The organism is Stenotrophomonas sp. YJH_SMC_20 (genome assembly GCF_059367845.1).
On sequence record NZ_JCAFRG010000009.1, the window covers coordinates 160,104 to 184,219 of the forward strand.

At 66.8% G+C, this 24,116-nt stretch carries 26 protein-coding genes, 3 pseudogenes and 1 riboswitch; of the genes and pseudogenes, 17 read left to right on the forward strand and 12 right to left on the reverse strand.

The window, feature by feature from the left end; translation table 11 throughout:
* Nucleotides 1-49 precede the first annotated feature (49 nt).
* The 6 genes from AC5P6A_RS15820 (at nt 50) to pnuC (ending at nt 7,808) form a co-directional block, all read left to right on the forward strand.
* Nucleotides 50-820, forward strand: coding sequence for a hypothetical protein (locus AC5P6A_RS15820; protein ID WP_180877355.1), 771 nt, complete (start codon nt 50-52; stop codon nt 818-820).
* 112 nt (nt 821-932) lie between these two features.
* A complete protein-coding gene (locus tag AC5P6A_RS15825) occupies nt 933-2,924 on the forward strand; it encodes an XVIPCD domain-containing protein (protein ID WP_180877356.1) in 1,992 nt (663 codons plus the stop codon).
* Between the two features lie 246 nt (nt 2,925-3,170).
* Entirely contained in the window at nt 3,171-3,578 is a 408-nt protein-coding gene (locus AC5P6A_RS15830; protein WP_180877357.1) for a glycine zipper 2TM domain-containing protein, read from the forward strand.
* A gap of 128 nt (nt 3,579-3,706) precedes the next feature.
* Nucleotides 3,707-4,831: a phosphotransferase gene (locus AC5P6A_RS15835; RefSeq protein ID WP_180877358.1), complete on the forward strand. Its 1,125-nt coding sequence runs from the start codon at nt 3,707-3,709 to the stop codon at nt 4,829-4,831.
* 43 nt (nt 4,832-4,874) lie between these two features.
* Nucleotides 4,875-4,970: riboswitch (TPP riboswitch) on the forward strand.
* Nucleotides 4,971-5,040: 70 nt separating this feature from the next.
* Nucleotides 5,041-7,230 carry a TonB-dependent receptor gene (locus tag AC5P6A_RS15840; RefSeq protein WP_346715238.1) on the forward strand — a complete coding sequence of 730 codons (2,190 nt, stop codon included), beginning with the start codon at nt 5,041-5,043 and terminating at the stop codon, nt 7,228-7,230.
* Between the two features lie 8 nt (nt 7,231-7,238).
* A complete protein-coding gene (pnuC, locus tag AC5P6A_RS15845; RefSeq protein ID WP_155028786.1) occupies nt 7,239-7,808 on the forward strand; it encodes a nicotinamide riboside transporter PnuC in 570 nt (189 codons plus the stop codon).
* 105 nt (nt 7,809-7,913) lie between these two features.
* On the opposite strand, the gene AC5P6A_RS15850 is transcribed toward pnuC, so the two are convergent.
* The 5 genes from AC5P6A_RS15850 to AC5P6A_RS15870 all read right to left on the reverse strand — a co-directional run bounded on the left by AC5P6A_RS15850 (nt 7,914) and on the right by AC5P6A_RS15870 (nt 11,516).
* Nucleotides 7,914-8,333 (reverse strand): hypothetical protein, encoded by a 420-nt coding sequence (locus tag AC5P6A_RS15850; protein WP_111097758.1) that lies wholly within the window; start codon nt 8,331-8,333, stop codon nt 7,914-7,916.
* 181 nt (nt 8,334-8,514) lie between these two features.
* Nucleotides 8,515-9,489: a Dyp-type peroxidase gene (locus AC5P6A_RS15855; RefSeq protein WP_155028785.1), complete on the reverse strand. Its 975-nt coding sequence runs from the start codon at nt 9,487-9,489 to the stop codon at nt 8,515-8,517.
* Between the two features lie 122 nt (nt 9,490-9,611).
* Complete coding sequence (locus tag AC5P6A_RS15860; RefSeq protein ID WP_155028784.1) at nt 9,612-9,980, reverse strand: VOC family protein; 369 nt, start codon at nt 9,978-9,980, stop codon at nt 9,612-9,614.
* Nucleotides 9,981-10,047: 67 nt separating this feature from the next.
* Nucleotides 10,048-10,815, reverse strand: a complete 768-nt coding sequence (locus AC5P6A_RS15865; RefSeq protein ID WP_180877362.1) for a helix-turn-helix domain-containing protein — start codon at nt 10,813-10,815, stop codon at nt 10,048-10,050.
* A gap of 125 nt (nt 10,816-10,940) precedes the next feature.
* Entirely contained in the window at nt 10,941-11,516 is a 576-nt protein-coding gene (locus AC5P6A_RS15870; RefSeq protein WP_004134798.1) for an OmpO family porin, read from the reverse strand.
* Between the two features lie 215 nt (nt 11,517-11,731).
* Between AC5P6A_RS15870 and AC5P6A_RS15875 the strand changes: the two are divergent.
* The 3 genes and pseudogenes from AC5P6A_RS15875 to AC5P6A_RS15885 all read left to right on the forward strand — a co-directional run.
* Nucleotides 11,732-12,316: pseudogene (locus AC5P6A_RS15875) on the forward strand (DUF2268 domain-containing putative Zn-dependent protease); the annotation flags it as partial.
* 274 nt (nt 12,317-12,590) lie between these two features.
* Nucleotides 12,591-12,863, forward strand: a complete 273-nt coding sequence (locus AC5P6A_RS15880) for a hypothetical protein (RefSeq protein ID WP_005407606.1) — start codon at nt 12,591-12,593, stop codon at nt 12,861-12,863.
* Nucleotides 12,864-13,020: 157 nt separating this feature from the next.
* A complete protein-coding gene (locus tag AC5P6A_RS15885) occupies nt 13,021-13,713 on the forward strand; it encodes a L,D-transpeptidase family protein (RefSeq protein WP_346715239.1) in 693 nt (230 codons plus the stop codon).
* Between the two features lie 21 nt (nt 13,714-13,734).
* Here the strand turns inward: AC5P6A_RS15885 and arsH are convergent, their stop codons facing one another.
* Complete coding sequence (gene arsH / locus AC5P6A_RS15890) at nt 13,735-14,463, reverse strand: arsenical resistance protein ArsH (protein ID WP_134735580.1); 729 nt, start codon at nt 14,461-14,463, stop codon at nt 13,735-13,737.
* 17 nt (nt 14,464-14,480) lie between these two features.
* On the opposite strand from arsH, the gene AC5P6A_RS15895 reads away from it, so the two are divergent.
* The 5 genes and pseudogenes from AC5P6A_RS15895 to AC5P6A_RS15915 all read left to right on the forward strand — a co-directional run bounded on the left by AC5P6A_RS15895 (nt 14,481) and on the right by AC5P6A_RS15915 (nt 17,675).
* Nucleotides 14,481-14,810 (forward strand): ArsR/SmtB family transcription factor, encoded by a 330-nt coding sequence (locus tag AC5P6A_RS15895; RefSeq protein WP_021204021.1) that lies wholly within the window; start codon nt 14,481-14,483, stop codon nt 14,808-14,810.
* A 1-nt stretch (nt 14,811) separates the two neighbouring features.
* A pseudogene (arsN2, locus tag AC5P6A_RS15900) lies at nt 14,812-15,231 on the forward strand (arsenic resistance N-acetyltransferase ArsN2); the annotation flags it as partial.
* A gap of 36 nt (nt 15,232-15,267) precedes the next feature.
* Nucleotides 15,268-15,771, forward strand: a complete 504-nt coding sequence (locus AC5P6A_RS15905) for an arsenate reductase ArsC (protein ID WP_229301631.1) — start codon at nt 15,268-15,270, stop codon at nt 15,769-15,771.
* A gap of 8 nt (nt 15,772-15,779) precedes the next feature.
* Nucleotides 15,780-16,811, forward strand: a complete 1,032-nt coding sequence (gene arsB / locus AC5P6A_RS15910) for an ACR3 family arsenite efflux transporter (protein WP_155028781.1) — start codon at nt 15,780-15,782, stop codon at nt 16,809-16,811.
* 489 nt (nt 16,812-17,300) lie between these two features.
* Nucleotides 17,301-17,675 carry a hypothetical protein gene (locus tag AC5P6A_RS15915; RefSeq protein WP_155028780.1) on the forward strand — a complete coding sequence of 125 codons (375 nt, stop codon included), beginning with the start codon at nt 17,301-17,303 and terminating at the stop codon, nt 17,673-17,675.
* A gap of 13 nt (nt 17,676-17,688) precedes the next feature.
* Here the strand turns inward: AC5P6A_RS15915 and AC5P6A_RS15920 are convergent, their stop codons facing one another.
* On the reverse strand, nt 17,689-18,363 hold the full coding sequence (locus AC5P6A_RS15920; RefSeq protein WP_111097751.1) for an Ivy family c-type lysozyme inhibitor: 675 nt from the start codon (nt 18,361-18,363) through the stop codon (nt 17,689-17,691).
* Between the two features lie 136 nt (nt 18,364-18,499).
* On the opposite strand from AC5P6A_RS15920, the pseudogene AC5P6A_RS15925 reads away from it, so the two are divergent.
* Nucleotides 18,500-18,956, forward strand: a pseudogene (locus AC5P6A_RS15925) (YybH family protein).
* A gap of 143 nt (nt 18,957-19,099) precedes the next feature.
* Here AC5P6A_RS15925 and AC5P6A_RS15930 read toward each other — a convergent pair.
* The 5 genes from AC5P6A_RS15930 to AC5P6A_RS15950 form a co-directional block, all read right to left on the reverse strand.
* Nucleotides 19,100-20,125: an NAD(P)H-dependent glycerol-3-phosphate dehydrogenase gene (locus tag AC5P6A_RS15930; RefSeq protein ID WP_019661922.1), complete on the reverse strand. Its 1,026-nt coding sequence runs from the start codon at nt 20,123-20,125 to the stop codon at nt 19,100-19,102.
* A gap of 20 nt (nt 20,126-20,145) precedes the next feature.
* A complete protein-coding gene (secB, locus tag AC5P6A_RS15935; RefSeq protein WP_005407596.1) occupies nt 20,146-20,664 on the reverse strand; it encodes a protein-export chaperone SecB in 519 nt (172 codons plus the stop codon).
* Between the two features lie 99 nt (nt 20,665-20,763).
* Entirely contained in the window at nt 20,764-21,201 is a 438-nt protein-coding gene (locus AC5P6A_RS15940) for a rhodanese-like domain-containing protein (protein WP_058980222.1), read from the reverse strand.
* Between the two features lie 57 nt (nt 21,202-21,258).
* On the reverse strand, nt 21,259-21,684 hold the full coding sequence (locus AC5P6A_RS15945; RefSeq protein ID WP_058980224.1) for a hypothetical protein: 426 nt from the start codon (nt 21,682-21,684) through the stop codon (nt 21,259-21,261).
* A gap of 32 nt (nt 21,685-21,716) precedes the next feature.
* The gene (locus AC5P6A_RS15950) at nt 21,717-22,184 is read right to left on the reverse strand and encodes a YiiD C-terminal domain-containing protein (protein WP_008266702.1); all 468 of its coding nucleotides are present in this window, start codon (nt 22,182-22,184) and stop codon (nt 21,717-21,719) included.
* Between the two features lie 35 nt (nt 22,185-22,219).
* Here AC5P6A_RS15950 and AC5P6A_RS15955 point away from each other — a divergent pair, with 35 nt between their 5' ends.
* On the forward strand, nt 22,220-23,029 hold the full coding sequence (locus AC5P6A_RS15955) for a uroporphyrinogen-III synthase (RefSeq protein ID WP_346715240.1): 810 nt from the start codon (nt 22,220-22,222) through the stop codon (nt 23,027-23,029).
* Nucleotides 23,030-23,133: 104 nt separating this feature from the next.
* On the forward strand, nt 23,134-24,111 hold the full coding sequence (locus AC5P6A_RS15960; protein ID WP_155028777.1) for a uroporphyrinogen-III C-methyltransferase: 978 nt from the start codon (nt 23,134-23,136) through the stop codon (nt 24,109-24,111).
* The last annotated feature ends 5 nt before the right edge of the window (nt 24,112-24,116 follow it).

Here is a 24,116-nt window from a genome sequence, read left to right on the forward strand (position 1 = left end):
CGGCGCCCCTGCGCAGGCTGCCAATGCGCCCCGACAGGATGTTGCCACGATGCAGAACACCTCTCCCGACACCGCCGTTACCCCGCCCGACGCGCCGACCGTGATGTATTTCACCTATCAAGTGGATGGCGATGGCGCGACCTCCTATGAGGTCCAGAACGGCAGCGTGGCGACCTTCTGGTTCGGCCACACCTTCACTCTCGATGGCACTACGTACTACACGGGTTTCTCCTGGGATACCCGCGAGCACTACGGCAAGCCTGGCGAGCAGACGCAGGCCGGTCCGGACGACCGCGCCAACCTCGCCGAGGCCACCTTCGTGCTGGCCGGCACCGACGCGAAGAAGCCGTGGAAGTTCCGTGGCCAGGAATGGACCATCGGCGCACTGGGCGCGTACGACAAGGCCGACGACGTCGATACCCGGCGCAAGCCGCTTGAACATCGCACCGCCGACGGCCGCCTGCTGCTGGCGGTGCCGACCAGCAGCTTCGACCGCGGCGTCAGCAGCACCGGCTATGCGCTGCTGCTGTTCAACCCCAGGCGCAGCGAAGACGACGTGGACAGCAAGGTCTGGCGCTATGTCGGTACGGTGCGCACAGGCGAAGACAACAGCGCCGCCTGCGACGAAGGCAACGTGATGCCCTGCACCGGCAGCGACGGCGAACTGGCCTTCGCTGCCGATGGCAACGGCCTGCCGCGACTGACCGTGACCTTCAAGGGCACCACCCTCGAAGACCCCGGCAGGACCCGCACCTTGGGTGCCGGTGACACCGTGCACTACACCTTCGACAGCGCGACCCAGCAGTACCTCGCGCGCTGAAAGCACCCGCCACGCGCGGGTTCCCTGTTGACCGACATGTTCTTGACTCACGGATGAGTCCGGTTGGCGATTCGCGGCATGCGCCGCTCCATCAACCCCGAGGAAAAACGTCATGGCACAGCATGACTACAGCAGAAAGGAAGTCCTGGACATCGTCGAGCAGGTCGCCAGGCAGAAGAGCATTCCGGTCGACGACTTCATGCGCTTCGCGTACATCGAGACCGGTGGCACGTTCAACGAGCGCGCCCACAACGCGTCATCCGGCGCCAAGGGCCTGTTCCAGTTCGTGCCCGGGTCCGCACGCCAGTACCACCTGACCGGCCACGAGTTCGACCCCACCCGCAACACCGAAGCGGCCGCGCAGATGTACCAGGACAACCTGGACTCGATGGCACGCCGCAACGAGCGCACCGGCCACCCGTACCTGTCCGGCGGCAGTACGCCGACCGGGCTGGACCTGTACCTGGCCCACCAGCAGGGCAGTGCCGGCTATGGCTCGGTGCAGACCGCCATTGCCACCGGCACCTTCGGCGTGGTCCGCAACAGCCACGGCGACGAGATCAACATGCGCCGCAACGTGCTGAACCAGATCGGGTCGGACGCGAAGGCGCTGACCGGCCACAGCCTGGCCGAAATGCGCGGCATGAACGATGGCGACCTGGCACGGGCCTTCTCCAGCTACTACATCCACAAGTACGCAGCGATCAGCATCCCGGAAAAGAACATCGAACCGCAGGCGGTGGCGCAGGGCCAGGGCCAGGCCCCGGCCGCGCCTGCACAGGCCAGCGCAGCCGTGGCGGCCGGTGCTGCCACGCTGGCGGCAACCGCAACAGCCGCTGCCGCGCCGAAACCGGGCATCGAACTGCAGGCCGCCTACGAGGCCGGCGTGAAGTACGACGATGTGAAGTACGCCATCAACATTCCGGGCCACGCGCTGTACGTACCGGGCAAGACCGGCAAGAACGTGGACCAGGGTTACATCGATTGCTCCGGCTGGGTCGGCACGCTGCAGAACCGGACCATGGACGAGATCAACCAGAAGGCCGGGCATGCGGTGTTCAGCAAGGCCGATCGCATCGACCTGGGCAACCTGGGTTCCGGCGGCATCGTGCGCAAGGCATTCGACCAGTCCGGCGTGCTGCTTGACCGCGACGCGATCCTCAAGCCCGGTGCGCTGAAGGAAGGCATGATCATCGGCCTGGATACGGCCAGGACCCGCCATGAACACTGGAACGGCATCGACCACATCGTGATGGTGGTGCGCGACCCGAACACCGACAAGCTGCTGATCAGCCAGTCCACCGGCAGCAAGGGCGTGCACACCATGCCGGTGGAGGACTACCTCAAGCAGGTGAAGGACCACCCGCACTGGAAGCTGTTCGCGTCCGATCCATTGTCCAAGGCCCGTGACCTGCTGGAAAACCGCACCCAGTCGCACGAGCAGACCCAGGGCAAGGCCAACGCCGAGCACAAGGCGGCCGCCACGCCGCACGCCGAACTGTACAAGCAGGGCGCACACAGCGAGGGCGTGCGCAAGGTGCAGGAGCAGCTGGGCCACCTGGGCTACGTCGGCGCCGACGGCAAGCCACTGGTCGAGGATGGCCGCTTCGGCCGCAACACCGACGCGGCAGTGCGCCAGCTGCAGAAGGACAACGGCCTGGTCGTCGACGGCATCGTCGGTCCGAAGACGCTGGAAGCGATCAAGGAAGCACGCGAACGGCCCTTGCTGAACGACGAGCGGCACCCACGCAATCCGATGTACCTGCAGGCCACCGAAGGCCTGGAGCGGCTGCCGGCAGGTACCTTCAAGGATCGCCACGCGCTGGAAAGCGCCGCCGCGGCCCTGACCAAGGAGGCGCATGCCGCCGGCCTGCAACGCATCGACACGGTGGTGCCGAGCCCGAACGGTGAGCGCCTGTTCGCCGTGCAGGGCGCGATTGGCGACCCGGCGGCCAGCCGCGTGGCGGTGGAGACCCGTGCCGCCAGCGAGCAGAGCCTGGCGCTCAGCAGTGGTGCCGTGCAGGGCGCCCCAAACGTGCTGCACCAGCAGCAGGATGCCCAGCAGGAGCAGGCCCGGCAGGCACAGAAGGCGATGGGCGTCTAAGCCCGCAGCGCCTTGGGAGAGAAGGGAGGGCCACGTCCGCGTGGCCTTTTCCCTTTCTGCCAGCTGAGCGGCCGAGGCCGCTTTCAGCCTTGCTTCATGCCGCCTGCCGCTAGATGAATGCGCAAGCCGCTCGGTGCACCAGGCAATGTTCCGGCAATGTTGGAACGCCAGCGTGGACATCACGGCAGCCGGGGCGCCCCGCGCCCTCCCTGCCCAGCGTGGCATGCACCTCACAGGAGAACGAACATGCTCAGTACTTCCACACTCAGCTTCCGTGGTCTGGCGATGGCTCTGGCACTGGTGGCCGGTGTCGCCGTGGTCAGCGATGCCAGCGCGATGTCGAGGAAGGACAAGCGCACCCTGGTCGGCGCCGTGGTCGGTGGCGTGGCCGGCAACCTGCTCTCCAACGGTGATCCTGCCGCCACCGTGGGCGGCGCCGTGGCCGGCGGCGCGATCGGCAACCTGACCACCTCCGACCGCCGCGACCGTCGTTACTACGACAATCGCCGTTACGACGACCGCTACAATCGCCGTTACGACCGTGGCTACTACCGCAGCGGCTACTACGACCGCGGTGACGACCGTCGCTGGCAGCGCGAGCGCTACTACGACAACCGCTACTACCACGACCGCGGCCGCCATCGCGGCTGGTAGGCAGCGCGGCGGCATCACCGCAGCTGATGCACGGACGGGCGGGTCGATGACCCGCCCGTTTGCGTTGGCCGCGTGCATGGCGTTGAATGCGCAGCCTTGGATGTGACTTTCCCCACCGGGGCTGCGGCATGAATTCTTCTTCCCACCGCGTGCAGGGCCTCAACAACGACGAGGTCGCTGCCGACTGGCCACCGATCAGCGCGGCGGACATCGCGTGGCTGCGCCAGCGTTACCCGCAGCTGGGCGAGCACAGCCAACCGCGCTGGCACAGCCCCCGACCGCTGTCGGCCGCCGCCATCGTCGACGGCGTGGACGGCGCGCTGTTCATCAAGCGCCACCACCACAGCGTGCGCAGTGCGGCCTGCCTGGAAGAAGAACACCACTTCATCGCCCATCTCGCCGCAGCGGGCGTGCCGGTGGTGCAGGTGCTGCCAGCGGCCGATGACCACAGCGCCGTCGAGCATGGCGAATGGACCTTCGAGCTGCATGCGGTTGGCGTCGGCGAGGATCTGTACCGTAATGCCGTATCGTGGTCGCTGCTGACCGACGTTGCACAGGCCCGCGAAGCCGGGCGCGCACTCGCGCAGCTGCACCGTGCCGCCGCCAGCTACCACGCGCCCCAGCGCAGTACCCATGTGCTGGTCGCGCGCGATGATCTGATCCGCAGCGACGATCCGGTCGCGGCCATCAAGGCAGGGCTGCACGAGCGCCCCGCGCTGGCCCGCTATCTCGCGCGCATTCCGTGGGAGGCGCAGCTGCAGCGTGACGTGCTGCCGTGGCATGCCGGCCTGGCCGAACGCCTGCGCGACGAGCCCCGGCTGTGGGCACACAACGACTGGCATGTGTCCAATCTGCTGTGGCGCGATGGGCAGATCAGTACCGTGCTGGACTTCGGCCTGGCGTCGCCTACCAGCGCACTGTTCGACCTCGCCACCGCGATCGAGCGCAACGCGGTGGCGTGGCTGGAGCTGGAGCGCGGCATGGAGGCGGTGCGCATCGATATCGCGCTGGCCCTGCTCGACGGCTACCGCCAGGTACTGCCGCTGTCGGCGGCACGCGTGCACCTGCTGGCCGACCTGCTGCCGATGGTCCATTTCGACTTCGCACTGTCCGAAGTGGAGTACTTCGAAGGTGTCACCGGCTCGACCGCGAATGCCGACGTGGCGTGGCAGCCCTTCATGCTGGGGCACCCGGCGTGGTTCCACAGCGCGCCGGGACAGGCACTGCTGCAGGCCCTGCACGCGGCAGCCTGAAGGGCGCCGGCTCGCAAATCCGTACCATTTGTAGTGAAATGGTCACCTGAAGCGGGGGTGCCTGGATCTGCCAGGCTGAGAGAGTCCCTTGGAACCTGATCCGGTTTGCACCGGCGTAGGGAGCTTTGAGCCGCAGCCACACCCCCGTCATGGGCCGGTGCACCTGCGCGCCGTCGCTTCGTCTCCCTTGTTGTCCGAAGACGAATCGAATGAACCGCTGCCTTCGCCCCACCCTGCTCTCCCTCGCCCTCTGCGCCGCGCTGCCGCTGCACGCCAGCGAGGCCGAGGCGTCCCCCGATGCGGCTGCCACCGGCGCCGAGCGCTCGCCCACCGAACTGGCAGCGGTACGCGTGCAGGCCGGCAAACCGAAGGCCGATACCTCGCGCGTGAACGCCTTCGGTGGCGGCAGCTGGAAGGACACGCCGGCCTCGGTGAACGTGCTTGAGCCCGATTACCTCGACCGTCGCCAGGTGCGTTCGCTGTCCGAGCTGGCCAGCAACGATGCCTCGCTGGGTGATGCGTATGCACCTGTGGGCTACTACCAGAACATCGCCATCCGTGGCTTCGCGCTGGACGCCGCCACCGGCTACCGCTTCAACGGCCTGTCCATCGCCGGCGAACAGCGCCTGGCGCTGGAGAACGTGCAGTCGGTTGAGATCCTCAAGGGTGAAGCCGGCCTGGCCGCAGGCGTGATGGCACCGGGTGGCATCATCAACTACATCGGCAAGCGCCCGGCCGAAGTGCGCACCGCCACGCTCGGCACCGATTCGGAAGGCTCGCGCTACGTCGCCGTCGATGTCGGCCACTGGATCACCCCGCGCTTCGGCCTGCGCCTGAATGCCGCGTGGGATTCCAGCAATTCCTATGTCGAGCACGCCGATGGCCGCCGCAATTTCTACTCGCTGGCGGCCGACTGGCTGATCGGCGAACGCGGCAAGCTGGAGGTGGACGCCAATTACCAGACCAGTTCGCAGCGTTCGGTGTCCGGTTACCAGCTGCTGGGCGCACGCGACCTGCCGCGCGGCGTCGACCGCGAGCACCTGCTCGGCTACCAGCCGTGGCAGCGTCCGGTGGATATCGCCAGCACCAACATCACCGCCCTGCACACCTACGACTTCAACGAGGCCTGGCAGTCGCGCGTCTCGGTCGGCCACAGCCGCTCGGTAATCGATGACAACGTCGCCTTCGCCTACGGCTGCTACTACGCCGTGCAATGCGCCGATGGCAGCGTGCCGGGCAACTACTTCGCGCCCAACGGCGACTACGACGTCTACGACTACCGCAGCCCGGACGATACCCGCCGCAACCAGCAGGCCCGTGCCGAGCTGCGTGGCCGTTTCGAGACCGCCAGCGTCGGCCATGAGCTGACCCTCGGCGCCGACTACTTCCGCCGCACCGTGGACAGGCGCCCGAGCGTCAACGAGTACGTCGGCACCACCAACATCCACGAGGCACCGGTGCCGGTGTTCGCGCCGTCGCCGAAGATGCCGGGCCCGTCCGCACGTCGCCTGGACAGCCGCCAGACCGCGTTCTTCGCGCTGGACCGGATGAGCTTCGGCGATGACTGGCAGTGGCTGGCGGGTGGCCGCTTCGTGCGCCTGGACGAGCGTGCCTACGACAAGCGTGGCACCCCACAGCGGCACAGCCGCCTGTCGCGCTTCCTGCCGCAGACCGCCGTGGTGTGGAAGGCCACCGACCAGCTCAATGCCTATGCCAGCTACGTGCGCGGCATTTCGTTGGGCCAGGAAGCGCCGTTCTGGACCAGCAACGCCGACACCTTCCTGCCGTCGGTGCAGTCGCGGCAGCTGGAAGTGGGCGTGAAGTACGTGCCGGTCGAAGCACTGACGCTGGGCGCGGCGGTATTCCGCATTTCGCAGCCGTACCAGTACGCCAAGCCGGACAACAGCGACGTCGGCTACACCTTCATCGAAGAAGGCACGCAGACCCACACCGGCCTGGAGCTGACCGCCAACGGCCAGCTGACCGATGCGCTGCAGATCGTGGCCAGTGCCAGCGTGCTGCAGGCGCGTGCGCGCGACACCGGCACGCCGGCTTATGAAGGCCATCAGCTGGTGAATGTGCCGAAGGTGCGGGCCAGCGTGCATGTGGCCTATGCGCTGCCGTTCGTGCAGGGCCTGGATGTCACTGGCGGCTGGCGTTATGCCGGTGCCAACGTCGCACGTGCCGACGGCGGCGTGCGCGCACCGGACTACTCGGTGTTCGATGCCGGCCTGCGCTTCCAGCATCGCCTGCACGAGCGTGCGGTGACCTGGAACCTGTCGGTGGACAATGTGTTCAACCGCTTCTACTGGCGCGATACCGGCAGCAGCGGCGGTGACTACTACCTGTTCCCCGGTGCACCGCGACAGGCCCGCCTGTCGGTGACGTTCGCGCTGTGAGCGGCGTGATGCTCGAGTGGACCGCCGCACTGTGCAGCATCCTTGGCGTCTGGCTGATGGCCCGGCGCCGGCTGGTGGCGTGGCCGGTGGGCCTGCTGTCGGTGACGCTGTACGGGCTGGTGTTCGCCGAGGCCAAGCTGTACTCGGATACCCTGCTGCAGGTCGCCTTCGGTGGCTTCCTGGTCTACGGCTGGCTCAACTGGCGGCAGCATGCCGCCGATGAGGGCAGCATCCGCATCGTGCCGCTGGCGCGCGGCAAGCTGCTGCGCGACCTGGCCATCGGCCTGTGTGGTGGCGTGGCGCTGGGTGCAGCCATGCACAGCTTCACTGATGCCGCCCTGCCGTGGCTGGACGCGCTGCTGACCGGCCTGAGCCTGGTCGGGCAGTGGTGGCAGGCGCGCCGCCACGTGGCCTGCTGGTGGGTGTGGATCGCGGTGGACGTGGTCTACGTGGGTGCGTACCTGTTCAAGTCGCTGCACGTGACCGCCGCGCTGTACGTGTTCTTCCTCGGCCTGGCCGTGTTCGGCCTGCGCGCATGGAGCGCCGCCGCGCGCGAGCCACAGGTGGCAACGCAGTAGAGCCACGCCATGCGTGGCGGGCTACCGGTAGTCGCCAACCCGGGTTGGCGCGCGCCTGCCGACCAAGGTCGGCATCTACTCACCACATCCACGCATGGCGTGGATCTACTTCGGCTCCAGCAACAGGCCCAACCGCAGCGGCTGGCGCATGTCGGCCGGCGGGGCTGCCTGCAACGGCGCGCCCTGCAGCGTCGCGCGCAGGTCTGCGTCGACCTGGGCGTCACCCAGGCTGTCGAATTCCAGCTTCGAGATGCGGCCATCCGCCGCGATCCACACGCTCACCGGCAGCGGCGTCGGTGCGTCCGGATGTGCCTGCAGCCATTCCAGCACGCGCTGCGCCTGCGGGTCCTGCTCCTGCTGCAGGCGCTGCTGCAGCTGGCCACCGACCGCAGCGGCGTAGGCCATCCAATGCGCAGGGGCTTCCTGCGCGGAAACGCTGGCACTCCCCAGTGCCAATGCCCCGAACAACGCGGCAAGTGGCCGCCACCAGCGGCGTGCACCGATTGTGTTCCTTGCCATCGCCATCGCCTGCCTCCTGCACTCGCATCCAACAGCAGATGGTCGGGGCGGCAGATGACAGGCAGATGGCGGCACAGTAGAGCCACGCCATGCGTGGCTGCTACGGGCAACGTGCGTACCATCCACGCGTGGCGTGGATCTACTGGAACAGAGCGGCCAGTAGCATGCGCAAGGACGAGAGCCGCGATCAGTCGCCCAGATCGGCCAGCACTTTGCGCGAGGGCGCGAAGAAGGTCACGCCGGTGGTGGCGGTGGAGAAATCAAGGATGCGGTCGTGCAGTGGCGCGGGATTGCCGATGAACATGCGCTCGAGCATCTTCTCGATCACCCACAGGCGGCGCGTGTAGCCGATGAAGTAGGTGCCGTATTCGCCGCGGCCCGGGTTGGCGAACGGCATGTTGTCGCGCAGGATCTCATGCTCGCCGTCGGCGTCCTCGATGGTGCACAGGGTCTTGTGCGATTTCTGCGCATCGGCCGGTGCATCGTCCAGCTCGATGTTGTCGTGCTTGGTGCGGCCGATGATCGCCTCCTGCGCCTCGGTCTTCTGCGCGCGCCAGGCATCGAGATTGTGCAGGTACTTCTGCACCACCACGTAGCTGCCGCCGGCATGCTCCGGGTCTTCCTCACCCACGATCGTGGCTTCCGGCAGCGACAGCCCTTCCGGGTTGGCGGTGCCGTCGACGAAATCGAGCAGGTCGCGGCCATCGAAATAGCGGAAGCCAGCCACGTCATCGACCGCTTCCACCGCATCGTCGAAGGCCATCAGCAGGTTGCGCTCGAACGCCACGATCAGGTCCATCGTGCGTGCACGGATGTGGTACAGCAGGTCACCCGGCGTGGACACGGCGGTGTGGGTCGCGCCCTTGATCTCGCGGAACGGCTGCAGCTCACGCGGCGGCGTGGTGCCCACCAGCGGCTTCCACACGCGGTGACCAATGGCCACGTTGCAGGTGAAGGTGCGCTCGATCTCGCGGATGGCGGTGTTCTTGATCAGGTCGTCGGTGCTGGCCAACACCTCGCGCGCCCTGGCGATCGACGCCTCATCATCCTTCACCTTCAGCACCAGGAACGCCGCCGAATGGGTCAGTGGCGCGGTGATCTGCTGCGGCTCATTGTCGAGCGTGTGGTTGACGGCGGTGATCTGGGCGGGCTGGGTGTTCACGGTATTCCTGCGGGCTTGAGGCGGGCGCGTCGCGTGTGGCGATGTGCGGGCGATCATAGCGGAACCGCCTGACCGGGGACGGAGCGGTTCTCGTTCCGTCCACCAGCGAAGGTACGAAGACCTCAATCCACATCACTCCAGACCGCCAGCTCGTAGCCATCCAGGTCGCGGAAGTGGAAGCGGCGGCCGCCGGGGAATGCGAACACCGCCCGCACCACCTCGCCACCGGCAGCGACTACGCGCTGCTGCGCGTCGGACAGGTCCGCCCAATACACGATCACCAGCGGCCCGCCGTGGGCACGCACCGGCACGTCGGCCACGAAGCCGCCCTTCAGGCGGCCATCGTCGAATTCGGTGTAGGCCGGGCCATAGTCGGTGAAGTGCCAACCGAACACCTCGCCGTAGAAGCGTTTGCTGCGGGCAATGTCGGCGACGTTGAATTCGATGTTGTCGATGCGGCGTTCGGCATCGCGGGATGCGGCGTGGCTCATGGCGTGGCTCCGTGTTGGGAGCCCAGCATCGATCAATGCAGCACCGTGGTCTTGAACAAAACGGCCATCATTGCCCCCACTCCAGGCGCAGTTCGCTGGCGGTCACGCCAGCCAGTTCGCGCGCCTCGCGGCTGAGGTGCGCCTGGTCGGCATAGCCGGCCTCGGCGGCCAGCATCGCCAGGGAGTGCTGCGGCAGCGCGCGGCTGTGGCGCAGAAAACGTTGCAGCCGCAGGATCCGTTCCAGCGTCTTGGCGCCGTAGCCGAACTGCGACTGGCTGAAGCGCCGCAGGCTGCGCGGACTCAGGCTCAGGCGTGCCGCCAGCGTATCCAGCGTGGCGTCACCAATGGCGAGCGCCTGGAACAGGGCATGTGCACGCTGCGCCGGGGTATCGAGCGCGGACGCACCCATATGCTGTTGCAGGCAGTGCGCCATCCGCTGCAGGCGCTGTTCAGGCGCGGTGTCACCAATGGAGGCCCCCGCCTTGCTCGCCCACGCGCCCTTCAGGTCAGCCAGGGGCACGGCCTGGCCGATGATCCCGGCCAGGGGCAGGCCCAGCGCGGCCAGTGCCTGGCCGGGACGGAAACGTGCGCCCAGCACCTGCGCACCGGGTGCCAGCCCCGGGTGCGCGGCCACGCGGTCCGGCCCGACCACGAACAGCACGCCGTCGCGCCAGAGAATGTCCACGCAACCGTCAGGCAGTACGGTGACGTGCCCATCGGCATCGGCAGGAAGCTGGCTCTGCCACAGCTGTCCAAAGTGGCCACGCAGCGGCGCGGGTGCCAGATGCTCCTGGTAGGCCGTGCCAGTGCATGCGAGGGAAGAAGAGTCGCCCATGCCGCATTGTCGCGCTACAGGGCCCATAAAAGTGAAGCCCGGCGCGAGGCCGGGCTTCGGTTGGCGTGTGGGAGAGAGAGAGAGAGTCACACGCCAGCACAACACGCACTAACGACAGGCGTTTGTTACCAGGTGAAGCGCGGGCCCACGAACCACTCGCGGTCGCCGGCCTTGGCCAGCTTCACTTCGCCGCTCAGGCCCCAGTTCTGGTTGAACTTGGCGGTGGCGCCGACACGGCCGTAGAACTCGCCGTCCGGGTTGTAACCGTGCTTCTTGCTGAAATCTTCGTAGCCGGCCATCACGTAGCCTTCCACGTACGGGTTGAACGCGGTGCGCACGCCCACTTCGGTGGAGTAACCGTTGAAGTCCAGGCCGCGCTTCTCGTCGTACTTCTGGTACGCAACACGGGCCACCAGGTCGGTGTTCGGTGCGATGCCGTAGTTGTAGCCGACACCCAGGCGCCACTGGTCGACGTCATTCTTGAACTTGTCGGTTTCCTGGGCGCTGTAGTCGCCAAAGACGTGGAAGTTCGGGTGCACCGCAACGGAACCCTTCACCTTCCAGCCATCGGCGTCGCCGCCCTTGGCATCGGTGTTCACGTAGCCGCCTTCAACGTAGTTGTACGACAGGCCATCGGTTGCCGATGCAGCGAACGGCAGGGCAGCCAGAAGACCCAGGGCAAGCAGCGAATTCTTGTTCATCGGGACACACCTTTAATTATTTTGGTTTCGTCGGCCGCCTCCCGGGAGGGGGAGAGAGAGGAGGCGATCGACAGGTGTGAATTATCCGTTAGGGGGTCTAATCAACCCTGAATATTGAACTGACTGGTATATAAATATGGGCGACGTTCAGGGAACTCCGCATGCCGCACACATCCGCCGCGTCACCGCTGTTGCGGGGACGTGCCCGTCGTAGGGTGCGCGAGCTGCTGCTCATCATCCTTGCGATGATGCTGCAGGCGGCCGAGCGCAGCCAGCCTCCTGCGCGCATCGTGATTCAGACGGACGATGTCACGCGTTTCTTCCATGTGCTGGATGCCAGCGCTGGAAAGCCGAGTGCCGACGATCTGCAGCGCGGCTATCTGGATGCTGGCACAGACGCTCTGCGCAGCTTCACCGACAGCCGTATCGGCTCGATGGAGCGGCTGGCCAGGGCCATCCAGGACACGCCGGCATTGTTTGCGAAAGCGAGAACCTGCGCGACAGCATTGCCATCGATCCGCATGCGCGTCGCCGCTGCCGTCGATCAGCTGGGCACCTTGTTGCCGTCTGCGGCGCTTTCCCCGGTCACCGTACTGGTGGGCCGCTGCAACAGTGGTGGCGTGACCGCCGAAGCAGGCGTGGTCATTGGACTGCAAGCGCTGTGCGACGCCGCCTGGATGCAGGCCGATGTCGGTGACCGTTTCGTACACCTGATTGCCCACGAGTACGTGCACGTGCAACAGCCAAGTGCACGCGTGGAAGTCGAGCAGCCCACCCTGCTCTATCAGGCGCTGCTGGAAGCCAGCCGGTGGCGGCCCGCGTGCGCTGGCATCGAGGCGGTGCCGACGGCACTTCGATGAAATCCGCTTCATGCTGATGAATACGTGCTTCTGAACAGGCACAAGGCAAGCCGGCCGATGCACGTCCGCCCGCGTGATCCTGCTTGTTAAGTTTTGTTGATCGAACGTCTTCACAGCGCTTCCACGTCTTCCAATTCCAGCTGAAAGCACGGGCTAGCGCCGGGAACAAACGCCGCTATATTCCAGCTTCCCCAGACGAAGGAGGGAGTTGGAAATGAAACTGACCAAGCAGCACATCAACGCAGCACGCGCCATCACCGTCGCCATCGTGGCCACCGTAAGCCTCGGCGCTTGCGCCACCTACAAGGACGAGTTCGCAACCATCAACTCGCGCCTCGATCAGCTCGACGTAAAGGTGCAGGGCGCTGCCCAGAGTGCCGAGTCCGCCAACCAGTCGGCGCAGCAGGCCAACCAGCGTCTGGACCAGATCGAAGGCCGCGTACAGCAGCTTGAAAGGGCACCGGCCGGTCGCAAGCCGCGCGGCTGATAGCTCTCTCACCCTTTGAATTGATCCACCTCTGTATCGGGAACCAGTGGCCTTCGCCGGCCACTGGCATCCTTCCACCCAGAATTGCATTGCAAGGAGCCGTCCCATTCGTACCTCCTCCTCCCCTGCACGCCGCGTCTTCCATGCCGCACTGGCGTTGGCACTGGCCGTTGCGTGCAGCGGCGCAGCCAGCGCCAAGGGCAAGGACAAGGAAGCGCCTGAACAACGCATTGCCGCCGTTGATGAACTTCCGCCCGACCAGAGCGTGTCCGAAACAGTGATCGAGCTGGCCGGCTGGGTGGTCGCCAGCAAGGACAACCAGGGCTATCCGTTTGCGGTCATGGACAAGGCGGCGGCGCAGGTTCTGGTCTTCGGCGGTGACGGCAAGCTGCGCGGCGCAGCACCGGCGCTGTTTGGGTCGGCGATCGGCGACCACTCCGTACCGGGCGTCGCCAAGCTCGCACTGAGCGCAATTCCCGGCCACGACCGCACCACGCCTGCCGGCCGCTTCATTGGCGGTTACGGCCCGTCCGACGATGCCGGACGCGTGCTGTGGGTGGACTACGATTCCGCGGTTTCAATGCACCCGCTGCCGCCGGGCAGCCCGAAGGAAAAGCGTGCCGAACGACTGGCATCGCCCACGCCGGACGACAACCGCGTCACCCACGGTTGCATCAACGTTTCGCCTGCGTTCTACGAGCAGATCGTGCACTCCACGTTCGAGAAGGGCGGTGTGTTCTACATCCTGCCGGACAAGGATTCGATCGCGAAGACCTTCCCGGAGTTCGCACAGAGCCGTGGGAATGCGAAGGAAGAAGACGAGAAGGGCGCGCGGCGCGCGAGCAAATAGAGCGCGTTTGCGTAGCGGAACTCAGGAGGCGGTAGCGCCAGCAGCCTGCGCCAATGCGGCCGCGAGCGCGTCGCCCTTCCTCTCGCTGTAGCGGTCCACCAGGTAGTCCGACCGGCCACGCGTCAGCAGCGTGAACTTCACCAGCTCTTCCATCACGTCCACCACCCGGTCGTAGTACGGCGAGGGTTTCATCCGGCCGTCGTCATCGAATTCCTGCCAGACCTTGGCCACCGATGACTGGTTGGGGATAGTCAGCATGCGCATCCAGCGACCGAGCACGCGCAACGTGTTGACGGTGTTGAACGACTGCGAGCCGCCGCTCACCTGCATCACCGCCAGCGTCCTGCCCTGCGTGGGCCGCACGCTGCCATCTTCCAGCGGCAACCAGTCGATCTGGTTCTTGAACACGCCGGTGACCGTGCCGTGCCGCTCGGGGCTGACCCAGACCTGGCCTTCCGACCACTGCGACCACGCACGCAACCGCTGCACTTCAGGGTGGCTCGTGTCCACGCTGTCCAGCATGGGCAGCGCATGCGGATCGAACATGCGGGTTTCGCACCCCAGATGGCGCAGCAATCGCTCGGCTTCGAGCGCCAGCTTGCGGCTGAAGGACTGCGGCCGCAGCGAGCCGTAGAGCAGGAGAATGCGTGGCGGCCCCAGATCTGCCGCGGCGAGCTTGTGATGATTGGGCTGGGGCAATGACGATTCCACCAGATTGGGCAGGTCAGGGCTTGTGATTGGCTTATTCATTCGATTATTCTAGAAATATGGAAACGTTAAATGCAATCACCGCCCTCACCGCGCTCGGTCATGCCACCCGCCTGGCTTCTTTCCGCCTGCTGGTGGAGGCTGGCCCGGCAGGGCGCATGGCGGGCGACATCGCCACGGCCCTGCAGGTGCCCCCAGCCACGCTCAGCTTCCACCTGAAGGAGCTGGTGCAGGCCGGGCTGGTGGAGAGCGAAAGCCAGGGCCGCCATGTCTGCTATCGCGCCAACTTCGATGCGATGAACGGCTTGATCCAGTACCTGACGCACAATTGCTGCGCGGGTTCGCCGGACCAGCAGTGCGCGGCAAGCGAACCGGCCTGCAGGTGCTGAGATGAAGCCAGACCCCGTGATTCGTGCCGGCACGCGCGACGACCTGTCCTGCATCCGAGACCTTCTGCAGCGGGCGCAGTTGCCCGTGGCCGATCTGGAAAGCAGCGAGGTCGTGTTTCTCGTCGCAGACCTCGACGGCGTCCCCGTGGGCGCCGTTGGATTGCAGGTTTTCGGCGCCTCGGCGCTGCTCCGCTCCCTGGTGGTGTCTGATGACCGACGCGGCACCGGCCTTGGACGCGCATTGCTGGCAGCGGCCGAAGAGATGGCCCACCGTATGCAGGTCAGGGAACTGGTGCTGCTGACAACATCGGCAGGCTCGTGGTTCGCGCGGCACGGCTATGCCGGATGCGATCGCGCGCAGATAGCGGAGGCGATCCGCAGCTCTGCCGAGTTCACCCGTCTCTGTCCGGGCAGCGCGCTTTGCATGTCCAAGCCACTCACTGACCACGGAAGCCACATGACCCGTAATGTCCTGTTCCTCTGCACCGGCAACAGCGCCCGCAGCGTGCTTGCTGAAGCCACCCTGCGCGCCTGGGGCGGCGATCGCTTCAGCGCATTCAGTGCGGGCAGCCAGCCCACTGGCCAGATCAACCCCTTCGCGCTGGCCCAGTTGCAGGCCGAAGGAATGCCCATTGAAGGGCTGCGCAGCAAGTCGTGGGATGAGTTCGTGGGTGCAGCCCCGATGGACCTGGTAATCACCGTATGCGACTCAGCCGCAGCGGAGGCCTGCCCGGTGGTGTTCGGTGATTTCATCCGCGGCCACTGGGGCCTGCCCGATCCGGCGGCCGTAGCGGGTAGCGATGCCGACAAGGTCGCGGCATTCGCGCAGGCCCATGCCATCGTGAAGCTGCGACTGCGTGCATTGCTCGCCTTGCCTGACTCATTGTGGTCCGACCGCGAAGCGCTGCAGCACGCGCTGGATCAGATTGGACAGTTGCAGCCGACCGACAGCATGCCGTGACTTCCCGCATGAATCTGTTCGAACGCCACCTGACGCTTTGGGTCGGGCTTTGCATTGCGGTCGGCACGCTGCTGGGCCACTTCCTACCCGGTGCTTTTGCCGCGCTGGCATCCGCAGAGATCGCCAAGGTCAACCTGCCGGTTGCGGTACTGATCTGGCTGATGATCATCCCGATGCTGCTGAAGGTCGACTTCACTGCGATGCGCCAGTTGCAGCAGCACTGGAAGGGCATCGGCGTGACGCTGTTCATCAACTGGGCGGTGAAGCCGTTCTCAATGGCGCTGCTGGGCTGGCTGTTCCTGCGCCATGCCTTCGCCGACTGGTTGCCCGCAGCACAGATCGACAGCTACATCGCCGGGCTGATCCTGCTGGCGGCCGCGCCCTGCACCGCCATGGTGTTCGTCTGGAGCAACCTGTGCCGTGGCGATGCCAACTTCACCCTGAGCCAGGTGGCGTTGAACGACGCGATCATGGTGGTGGCCTACGCGCCGGTGGTTGCACTGCTGCTGGGCCTGTCGGCGATCACCGTGCCGTGGGATACCCTGCTGCTGTCCGTTGGCCTCTACATCGTGGTGCCGGTGCTGCTGGCTGCGTTGCTGCGGCGCTGGATCCTGATGCATCGTGGCGAGGCGGCGTTGCAGCGGGTGCTTCGCCATCTGGGGCCCGTCTCGTTGTGCGCGCTGCTGCTCACACTGGTGCTGCTGTTCGGCTTCCAGGGCCAGCAGATCGTGAAGCAACCGCTGGTGATCGCACTGATTGCGGTGCCGATCCTGATCCAGGTCTATTTCACTTCCGGCCTGGGCTACCTGCTCAATCGTCGCCTGGGCGTGGCGCATTGCGTGGCCGGCCCTTCAGCACTGATTGGTGCCAGCAACTTCTTCGAATTGGCGGTTGCCACCGCGGTGGGGCTGTTCGGCGTGCATTCGGGGGCTGCGCTGGCGACGGTAGTTGGTGTGCTGATCGAGGTGCCGGTCATGTTGTCTGTGGTGCGGATCGTGAACCGTACTCAAGCCTGGTACGAGAGACGCGAAGAGCACTGACAGACCGGGGTGCGTCGAAGTCTATTTACGTCCTTCGCCCCGCACTGTCGTCATCGGCCTGGTGGGGTACCCGTACGCCACGTCATCAACTTCGACCCAGGTCGCATATTCCCCATGCCGCTACGGACGTTGCGGCGCCTGCGTCTGCGACGGCTTAACAGCATGCAAAAATGCCAAAAGCGTCTTTGATCCAGCGTTGAATGCAACTCTTCTGATTGGCGTTGCGCAGCGACGGCGGTACAGATGGCGGGCCGCCGGAAAATGGGTGGCCGGGCCTCGAAAACCCGTTAGATCACGAACGTTGTTTGCGCTTGCCAGCCGGCGTCACCCCGCGTGGCGCCGGCTGGCATTCCGTCTGCCGGCTATGGCGGGCGGAGCGTGGAGGCCTTGCGCCTGCCGGTCTTGTTCGTGATCTCCCGGTTTTCGAGCCACGTCTCCGCCCGCCACCTTTGCGTGGCGGCTACCGTCTGTCCTGCACGGAGCACTGCCATGACCTCACCGGACTTCCCCCGCCTGCATCCGCATCGCTCGTCCGCCACTGGCGGTGAGCCCTCAGAGCACGCGGCTGCGACCGACCCGAACGCCTTCATCGCCACGCTTCACCGCATCGGCAAAGGCGCGGCCGCCGATGGCCAACCCTGGCCGGAGCGTCACCAGATGCCGGGCCGTTGCATGGCGCTGGCCGATGCGGACTGCGCACTGGCCGGCCAGCGTGTGACGCTGGAGCTGCTGCTGGCGGCCGAACGCGTGCGCCAGAACGGCACGGAGGCCAAGTACGTGGGCGACCGGGTGATGGAAGGGCTGATCATGGCGTGCCTGACGATGAACGCACAGGCCAGCGCGCGCATGCAGCCGGACGGGTGACGCCGGCGCCACATCACTCGCAGAGCGCGCTGTCTTCCTTCAACGCGGCATCCTGCAGTGGCTGGCGCTGTTCGATCTGCTCACGCTGTTCCGCCGTCGGCTCGCCCAGCCACCACACACGGCAGCGCGCGGTAAGACGGCCGACCATCTTCGCCTGCGTGGGTGAGTACAGCATCGCCAACGCGGTGCCGGGGCAGTCGTGGGCCTGGCAGGCGGTGTAGAACCACCACGGCTCGCCCTGCAGCACTACCAGCTCGCCAGGGCCGCTGGGTCCGCTCAACAGGCGCTTGCGCAGCGACGGCATATCCTTGTCAGTGGATTCGGCGTCCTGCGTGCCCTTCATCAGCGCATCGAACGCGGCCAGCACCTTCGGGTCCTTGCGGCCGCAGTCGTCCACGGTACTGCCGCCGACCAGGGTGAAGAAGTGGGTCGCCAGCGGATTGTCCGCGCAGGTCAGTTCGCCGCCGGCGCCCGGGTCTTCCGGTTCGCCCTCGCTGTCCCACACCGCGGGGTCCACGCTGTCTTCGATTGACGGTTCCTTCTCGACCACCGTGGCCGTGGCGGCCGGAGCTTCGGTGGTTGGTGCTGGCGCCGCAGCAGGCGCGGCCTCGCCAGTCTTCTCCGGCGCCTGTCCGCAGGCTGCCAGCAGCGCGGCCATCATCGCCATCCCTGTGATTCGCATCTTCATCGCGTGTCCTTGTCTGATCTGCGCCGCGTCCACCGAATCGGCGGCCGCGTGATTCTAACCAGCGGCGCGCTAGGATGCGTCTGAAGCCTTCCCATCATCGCCAGGGCCTGGACGCATGCGCCGCACACGACTCGCCATGATCTTCTGCAGTGCCCTGCTGCTGGCATTGCCGGCAATTGCCCACGATGCAGAAAACGCGAAGTCTGCGCAGCCTCTCCCGGACGCAGCCCTGCCCGCACCGCTGGACCGTGTGCTGCGCAACTACGAGCAGGCGTGGCGCGGGGGGTGATGCCAGGGCACTGGCTGCGCTCTTCGCCGAGGATGGCTTTGTGCTGCAGAGCAACCAGCCACCCGTGCGCGGGCGCACTGCGATCGAGGCTGCATATGCCGGACAGGGCGGCAGTCCGTTGCGGTTGCGTGCCTTGGCGTATGCGGTGGAAGGGAACACGGGTTACATCATCGGTGCGTACAGCTACGGCAACAACGTGGGCGATACCGGCAAGTTCACGCTCACGCTGAAGCGTGAGCGTGATGGGCCGTGGCTGATCTTTTCGGACATGGACAACAGCAACGCGCCGCCGCGGGCGCGGTGATGAATGCCGCCGGGCATGGCCCGGCGCTACCGGGCGCCAACCAAGGTTGGCCGCTACCAGAAGCGGGATCCGTCCTGGATCCACGCCATGCGTGGATGAGGCGCACAAGAAAAAACCCCGGCACCTGGCCGGGGTTTTTCGATTCACTTGAACAGCGTGTCCGGATACTCCGGTTTCTGTTCCCGCGCCAGCAGTGCGCGCAGACCTTCTTCCGGGGTCTGCTCGCCATGCAGCACGGCACGCACACCGTCGGAGATCGGCAGGTCGATGCCATGGCGGCGCGCCTGTCGCATCACTTCGTCGGCAGTCTGCACCGACTCGACCACCTGGCCGATCTCGCGCACGGCATCCTGCAGCGTCTGGCCGCGGCCCAGGGCCAGGCCCAGGCGGCGGTTGCGCGACAGGTCGCCGGTGCAGGTCAGCACCAGATCGCCCAGGCCGGCCAGGCCCATCAGCGTTTCCGGCTTGGCGCCGATCGCAGCGGCCAGGCGCAGCATTTCGTTGAGGCCGCGGGTGATCAGGCCGGCACGGGCGTTCAGGCCCAACTGCATGCCATCGGCCACGCCGGTGGCCACCGCCAGCACGTTCTTCATCGCGCCGCCCAACTCGGCACCGACCATGTCGTCGCCGGTGTAGGCGCGGAACGCCGGGCCATGCATCGCCTCGGCCACCGTCTGCGCGAACTCGGGCACGTCGCCGTGCACGGTGATCGCGGTCGGCAAGCCCTGGGTCACTTCCTTGGCGAACGACGGGCCGGTGACCACGGCCAGCGGCACGTCCTCGCCCAGCACTTCGCGCGCCACTTCGTGCAGGAAGCGGCCCGAACCGGGCTCAAAGCCCTTGGTGGCCCAGGCCACGCCGGCACCGGCCGGGCGCAGCGGCGCCAGCGCGCGCACGGTTTCGCCGAAGGCATGCGAGGGGGTCACCACCAGGATCCAGGCCGCGCCCTCCACCGCCGACGCCAGGTCGGTAGTGGCACGCAGGCTGTCCGGCAGCGGGATGCCCGGCAGGTAACGCGGGTTCTCGTGGCGCTGGTCGATGGCGTCGACCACGGCAGCATCGCGCCCCCACAGCACGGTCGGGTGACCGTGCCGTGCGAGCAGGCTGGCCAGCGCGGTTCCCCAGGAACCGGCGCCCAGCACGGCGATCTTGTCAGCGGGAGTGCTCATCCGTGACGTCGCGGCAGGAATCAGGCGTTGCCGGCCGGCTCGGAGTCAGCCAGCGACGGTGCGTCGCCCTGCTCCTGGCGCTGGCGCAGGGTTTCTGCGTACAGGCCTTCGAAGTTGATCGGCTGCAGGAAGAACGGCGGGAAGCCGCCGGCCTGGATCAGGTCGCTGATCAGCTGGCGCACGTACGGGAACAGGATGTTCGGGCACTGGGTGCCGAGCAGCACGTCGATCGACTGCGGGTCCAGGCCGACCAGGCCGAACACGCCGGCCTGCTTCACTTCGGCCACGTAGGCGGTGCGCTCACCGGCCTGGCAGGTGAGGGTCACGGCCAGCACGACTTCGAAGGCGTTCTCACCCAGGCGCTGCACCTGCTGGTTCAGGTTCAGCTGCAGCTCCGGCTGCACCTGGTCATTGAAGATGGTCGGGGCGTTCGGCGACTCGAAGGAGACGTCCTTGACGTAGATCTTCTCGACGGTGAAAGCGGGGCCGGTGGCGGCATCGACCGGCGCAGCAGCGCCGTTGGTGATCTCTTCGGACATTTCCAGTAACTCCAATGAATGCAATGAAAACGATGGTCGAATTACTGCGATGGGGGCGGGATCAGGCCCATACAAGGCCGGATCCGCCACCTGCGGCAATCAGTTGCGGCCCTTGACCAGCGGCAGCTCGGCCTGCTGCCAGGCAGGAATGCCGCCGTCGAGCACGTAGACCTTCTCGAAGCCGGCCTTCTTCAGCGCCTTGGCGGCGGTTTCCGAGGCGTTGCCGCTGCGGCACACCAGCACCACCGGCGACTGCCTGGCGTTGGCCACCAGCTTGTGCTCCGGGCCGAAGGCACTGGCCTGGGCGTTGCGGCTGCCGGCAATGTGGCCCTTCTCGAAGTCACCGCTGGCCGACAGGTCGACCACCACCGTGCCGCCCGCGTTGATCAGCTGGGTCAGTTCGGCGGGCTTGATGCCCTTGAAGCCCCGGAACAGGCGGCGGATCTCGGTGACGATGATGGCCACGGTCAGGCCGACCAGGGCCGCGGACAGCATCGGGTTTCGGCCTGCAAAGGCCAGCAACTCTTCGTAATTCACTCAGGTCACGGGTCGATTAAGCGGGCGCCGATTGTCGCACAAGCCGGACGCGGCCCGTCACTGCCCCTTCCACAGGTCCGGCAGGCCGGCTGTCTGCCACCACCGCTTGGCCTCCGGGTCCCAGCGCCAGCGCTCGACCACGACCACGGTGCGCTCGGCCTGGGTGTTCTGGTTGATCACCCCGATTTCGACACGGCGCTCGACCAGGCCGCCATCCAGCGCGGCGCTGCTGCGCTCGCGATAGGACGACACGCGCAGCTGTGCGTAGCGGTTGAGCTCGAACTCGGTCGGCGGCTTTTCCTTGCGCAGCTTGGGGTCCAGATAGCCGATCGCATCGTCCATGCTGCCCCAGCGGATGGTGGCGCCGTAGGCGATCTGGGTCTCTTCCAGCAACTTGCGCTGCTTGCGGCTGAGGTCGTCGGCCGAAGCCACGGCGCTGACCAGCAGCAGGGAACACATCAGGAACTGGATGAGGCGGCGCATCGGTGGTTTCCCCAGGACGTCAGCCTGCCATCCTACCCTTTGGCGAAGGCAACGAAGCGACCGCTGAACTCGGCGGCCGGCTTGCCATCGGCGCCGGGCTGGGTGGCGATGATGCTGATGCGGGCCTTGCGGCGCTGGCGGAAGGTATTCAGGAAGGCATCCCAGCCGCTGGCTTCGGCCGCTTCGGCATGGGCATGCAGGTCTTCGTAGACCGGGGCCAGGTAGCGCAGGTTGCTGTCGGCCACGTAGACCTCGGCATCGTGGCCGGCCAGGCGCAGGCGCAGGCTGACCAATGCCCAGCCGGACAGGGTCAGCACCGAGGCCAGGCTGCCACCGAAGGCGTTGCCCTTGTCGTTGACGTTGGCGGCCAGCGGCGCGGTGATGCGCAGCACGCCATCGGCATAGCCATCGAGCTGGATCTGCATGGCGCGCACCGCCGGCATGCAGTCCAGCACGTCCTGCAGGGCGGCCAGCGAGGAAGTCAGAGCATCAACGGACATCGGAGCAGCGACCACGACAACGAAGGGCCCGCATAATGCAGGCAATGGCCGACCATACGATACCCACTGGCGCCGCCGGTTCCGAGCCGGGCTGGACCTTCATTTCGCTGCGACCGCAGGGCCAGAATTCCGCGCTGCGCCGCGCCGTTGCTGGGCTGGGCGGGCATGTGGTGGCCCTGCCGCCCTGGCGCCTGCAGCGCTTGAACGGCATGCCAGTGGTGCGTCAGCTGAAACGCGCGCTGAACTGCGACCGGGTGGTGTTCACCAGCCCGGCCGCGGTTACCGCGGCCGCCACCCTGCTGCCGCTGGCCAAGGCGCAACGCAGCCCGTGGCTGACCGTGGGCGAAGGCACCGCGCGCGCGCTGCGGGAGCACGGCGTCGCCGGGGTGCATGCGCCGCAGCGGATGGACAGCGAGGGGCTGCTGGCGCTGCCGGTGCTGGCGGACGTCCGCGGCCTGCGCATCGGACTGGTCACCGCGCCCGGCGGACGCGGCCTGATTGCTGCACACCTGCAGACCGCCGGCGCCGCGATCGAACGTGCCGATGTCTACCAGCGTCGCCTGCTGCGGCTTTCGCCCCGCACGCTGGCGCGATTGGCGCATTCAGCGCAGCCGTGGGTGCTGGCGGTCAGCAGTGGCGAGGCGCTGCTGCATTTCTGGCAGCAGCTTCCGCCGACTTGGCAGCAGCGCCTGCGGGCGTCTGCCCGCGTGGTGGTTGCCAGCGACCGCCTCGGCGAACAGGCGCGGTCGCTCGGCCTGCGGCACATCTCACGCAGCGCCGGCCCCGCTGCTGCGCAGCTGGTGGCCGCTGCACACGCCACGCTCACCGTCCCGGCAGCGAACTGAACAGGGACGTGGATCACGCTTGCCGCTGTGGTCGGCAACAGTGATGCTGTGCACCATGCGGCCTGCCGGACCCTGACCGGCGACGTTGCCGACAAGGAAGCCCCATGAACGAGACTCCGCCCGTTTCCCCGCCCCGTAGACCCGTGCGCTGGTTGCTGCCGCTGGCCGCTGCGGTCGTGCTTGGCGCGGGCGGCTATGCCGGCTGGTACGTCTGGCAGCAGCAACAGCATGAGCAGGAAGCGCAGGCACAGACCACGGCCGTCCAGCTGAAGGGCCTGGAGGCCACGCTGGATGCGCTGCGTCGTGACCAGCGCGCAACCAGCCAGCGCCTGCAGGACGCGGCCACCACCAACCGCGTGCTGCGCGACGAGATCCTGGGCCTCTCCCAGCGCAGCGCGTTGCTGGAAGAGAACCTGGCCAAGCTGGCCGACAGCGCCAACCAGGGCCGCCAGGCGGTACAGCGCGATGAGGCCGAACTGCTGCTGACCCAGGCGGCGCAACGGCTGAATTATGCCGACGACGTGGAGGGCGCACGCCGCCTGTACGCACAGGCGGCCACCGCACTGGCCGAACTGCCCGACGCTGATGGCCTGAACCTGCGCCAGGCGCTGGTGCAGGAGCGCGAGGCACTGGACGCGCTCGGCAGCGGCCCGCGCGTGCAGTCGCTGCAGCGTCTGGATGCTGTGGCCCGGGCGCTGCAGGGCCTACCGTCACAGATCACCGGCACGACCGGCGGCAATGCTGCCAAGCCGTGGTGGCAGGCCACCCTGGCCCCGTTCGTGGACATCACCCCCAGCCGCCAGAACGGCCCACTGACGGCCGCCGAACAGCGCAACGCCGACGATGCACTGCAGCTGGAACTGACGCTGGCACGTGCCGCCATCGAGCGTGGCGACCGCGCGGGCCGCAACTCCGCCCTGGACCGGGTGGAACACTGGGCACAGCGACGCTGGCCGGATTCACCGGCCCTGCGCGCGCAACGTGCTGAACTGAAGGCCTTGCGCGAACTTCCACTGCAGGCCAACGACGCTGTCCTTGGCAGCACCCTGCAACAACTGCGCACCCAGACCGACCGGAGGTAAGCCCG